We start from the raw sequence: 3,684 nt of genomic DNA, 5'->3' as shown, positions 1-3,684 counted from the left end.
CATCAACAGCAAGGCACTGACCGATGCGCTGAACGACGGCCTGAAGGCCAACTGCACCGAAGCCGAGCTGCAGGACATGGCCGGCACCCTGGCCCATTTCGAGGACTTCATGAAAACCGGCGGCGAGGGCGCTTCCGGCGACCTGGTGGACATTGTTTTCAATCAGGGAACCATCTCAGTATCATTCAAGGGCAAGGCGCTGGGGGAAGTCCAGGATCCCCGCTTCGCCACCGCGCTCCTGAAAGTCTGGCTGGGCACCCACCCGGCCCAGGAATCCCTGAAAGCAGCCCTGCTGGGCCAGGCATCAAAAACCAACTGATCTGACATAAAGGAACCGCATCATGGAACGCATCTGGCTGGAACACTACCCCGAAGGAGTGCCGGCTGACATCACCGACCAGGCCGCCGCCTTCGATTCGCTGGCCGACCTGTTCGAGCAAAGCTGCAGGCAGTACGCCAGCAACACGGCCTACGTCAGCATGGGTGCGTCCATGACCTACGCGCAGACGCTGGACCGTGCCCGGGCTTTTGCGGCCTGGTTGCAGTCCCAGGGCGTGGAAAAAGGCGATCGCGTCGCCTTGATGATGCCCAACCTGCTGCAATACCCGGTCTGCCTGTTCGGCACGCTGCTGGCAGGCGCGGTGGTGGTCAACACCAATCCGCTCTACACCGCGCACGAACTGCACCATCAGCTGAGCGATTCGGGTGCCTGCACCGTGATCGTGGCAGAAAATTTCGCCCACACCCTGCAACAGGCGATGGAAGGCACCCAGGTCAAGCGCGTGGTCGTGACCTCGCTGGGCGAACTGCTGGGTTTCCCCAAGGGCCTGATCACCGATCTGGTGGTCCGTCACGTGAAAAAAATGGTGCCCGCCTGGCGCATCCCCGGTGCCGTGCGCCTGCGTGATGCGCTGGCCAAGGGCGCGCGTGCGCCCTACCACCGTCCCACACTCACGCACGCCGACCTGGCGGCGCTGCAATACACGGGGGGTACCACCGGCGTAGCCAAGGGCGCCATGCTGAGCCACGGCAATCTGGTGTCCAACGTCTGCCAGGCCTACGCCTGGGTGCGGCCCTTCTGCCAGGGCGACCGCGAATACATCGTCACGGCGCTCCCCCTGTACCACATCTTTGCCCTGACGGCGAACTGCCTGACCTTCATGCGGCTGGGCGCCAGCAATCTGCTGATCGTCAATCCGCGCGACATCCCCGGCTTCGTCAAGGAACTGCGCAAGACCCCGTTCACTGCCATGACGGGGGTGAACACGCTGTTCAATGCCCTGCTGAACAACCCCGACTTCGGCAAGCTGGACTTCAGCCGCCTGAACATCACGCTGGGCGGCGGCATGGCTGTCCAGGAAGCCATCGCAGAGCGCTGGCTGAAGACCACCGGCAAGCCCATCGCCCAGGCCTATGGCCTGACGGAAACGTCCCCCGCCGTGACCATCAACCCGCTCGACAAGATCGATTTCAACGGCTCGATCGGCCTGCCGGTCTCGTCCACGGACGTCGCCGTGCGCAACGACAACCGCACCATGGCCATCGGCGAACCCGGAGAAATCTGCGTCAAGGGCCCCCAGGTGACGTCCGGCTACTGGAACCGCCCGGAAGAAACCGCCAAGGCCTTCGATGCCGACGGCTGGCTGCTGACCGGCGACGTCGGCTACATGAACGACAAGGGCTATGTATTCCTGCTGGACCGCAAAAAGGACATGATCCTGGTGTCGGGTTTCAATGTGTACCCGAACGAGGTCGAAGCTGCCGCCATCGAACACCCCGGCATCCTGGAAGCCGCCGCCATCGGCGTGCCCAACGGCGCGGCAGGCGAAGTCGTCAAGCTCTACGTGATCCGCAAGGACCCGAATCTGACCGAAGCCGACGTGATCGCCCACTGCCGCAAGCTGCTGACGGGCTACAAGGTGCCCAAATTCGTGGAATTCCGCGAAGACCTGCCGCGCAGCAATGTGGGCAAGATCCTGCGCAAGGAACTGCGCCCCCAAGAAACCAAGGCGTGATCAGTACCCCAGTGCGGCGCCATCCGGGCCACGCGGGTCGGTGGCCCCGTACAGGACGCCGTCCCGGATCAGGATGGTCTGCGTCTTGCCCATGGCCGGCCTGACGACGACCCGATGCCCATAACCGCGCAACAGGTCCAGGGTATCGGGGCTGAAGCCCTTTTCCACCCGTAGCTCGTCGGGCTGCCACTGGTGGTGGAAACGCGGCTGGGCGGCGGCTTCGGCTGGGTTCATGCCGAAATCAATGGCATCGACCACGGTTTCCAGCACAGTGGTGATGATGCGTGCGCCCCCCGGACTGCCGGTGACCAGCCAGGGGCGGCCAGCGCGCAACACGATCGTGGGCGTCATGGACGACAGCGGCCGTTTGCCGGGCTGGATGGCGTTGGCCTCGCCACCGGTCAGACCGTAGACATTGGCTACCCCCGGTTTGGCGGAAAAATCGTCCATCTCGTTGTTCAGCAGGATGCCGGTACCCTCGGCCACGATGCCGCTGCCGAAGTTCGTGTTCAGCGTATAGGTGACGGCCACCGCATTGCCCGCCGCGTCCGCCACGGAAAAATGCGTGGTCTGGCTGCTTTCATAAGGCTGCGGCTTGCCCGAGCCGATATCGGCTGCGGGTCGGGCGTGGTCCGGCGCAATGCCGGCGGCCAGGCCCCGGGCATAGGCCTTGGAAACCAGGCCGGTCACCGGCACCGGCACAAAATCCGTGTCTCCCAGGTACTGGGCACGGTCGGCGTAGGCCAGCTTCATGGCCTCGGCCATGTGGTGGAGGGTCTGCGCGCTGCCCGCGCCCCATTCTGCAACGGGCCAGGCTTCCATCATGTTCAGGATCTGCACCAGATGGATGCCGCCGGAGCTGGGCGGCGGCATGGTCACGATGCGGTGGCCGCGATAGTCGCCGATGATGGGCGGACGCTCGACAGCCCGGTAGCCTGCCAGATCACGCATCGTGATCAGCCCGCCGTGGCGCGCCATCTCGGCGGCGATACGCGCCCCGATCGACCCCCGATAGAATGCATCGGCGCCCTGCTGCGCGATCAGGCGCAGGGAATGCGCCAGGTCGTGCTGGATCAACCGTTCGCCCGCCTGCAGCGGGCGCCCTGTGCGCCAGAAGATCGCGCGTGTCGCCGGCCACTGGCCCATGGGTGCGGCATTGCGCGCCAAGGCATCGGCCAGGGTCGGACTGACCGGATAGCCCTGTTGCGCCAGACGGATGGCGGGCGCCATGACCTGCGTCAGGGGCAGCGAGCCCCAGCGGGCCAGCGCATGCGTCAGGCCGGCGACCGTACCGGGCACGCCCACGGCTTGATGGGTATGCAGCGAGCGGCCATCCACCACCTGACCGTTCGCATCCAGGTACATGTCGCGCGCAGCCCCCAGCGGCGCGGTCTCGCGGAAATCCAGCGCGTAATCCCGGCCGCTGCGCGCCTCATGTACGATCATGAATCCGCCACCGCCCAGGTTGCCCGCATTGGGCAGCGCCACCGCCAGGGCAAAGCCGACTGCCACTGCGGCATCCATGGCATTGCCACCGGCCTGCAGTATCTCCAGGCCCGCCTGGCTGGCCAGCGCCTGTTCAGACACCACCATGCCTCGGCGCGCGGCGACCGGATGAAAAACATCGAGGCCGGACTCGTAGGCGGCGACGGCCGCCTGGGTCACGGAC

The 3,684-nt window shown here is 65.5% G+C and carries 3 protein-coding genes; 2 read left to right on the top strand and 1 reads right to left on the bottom strand.

Going from position 1 to position 3,684, the window contains the following annotated elements; translation table 11 throughout:
• Positions 1 to 319: chalcone isomerase family protein (locus RBR29_RS11060; RefSeq protein WP_320349278.1), on the top strand; the 319-nt coding region annotated here is incomplete at its 5' end.
• A 22-nt stretch (positions 320 to 341) separates the two neighbouring features.
• Positions 342 to 2,015, top strand: coding sequence for an AMP-binding protein (locus RBR29_RS11055; RefSeq protein ID WP_320349276.1), 1,674 nt, complete (start codon positions 342 to 344; stop codon positions 2,013 to 2,015).
• On the opposite strand, the gene ggt is transcribed toward RBR29_RS11055, so the two are convergent.
• On the bottom strand, positions 2,016 to 3,684 hold a 1,669-nt coding region (ggt, locus tag RBR29_RS11050), incomplete at its 5' end, for a gamma-glutamyltransferase (protein WP_320349275.1).

The sequence above is a fragment of the Castellaniella sp. genome (assembly GCF_034007085.1).
Lineage (GTDB): Bacteria > Pseudomonadota > Gammaproteobacteria > Burkholderiales > Burkholderiaceae_B > Castellaniella.
Note: the sequence above shows the minus strand (reverse complement) of the source record. Positions and strands in the feature narration are given on the sequence as shown.

Excerpts from the sequence above, each read along its gene's own strand:
- RBR29_RS11055 (WP_320349276.1), top strand. The coding sequence starts at position 342 with ATGGAACGCATCTGGCTGGAACACTACCCCGAAGGAGTGCCGGCTGAC.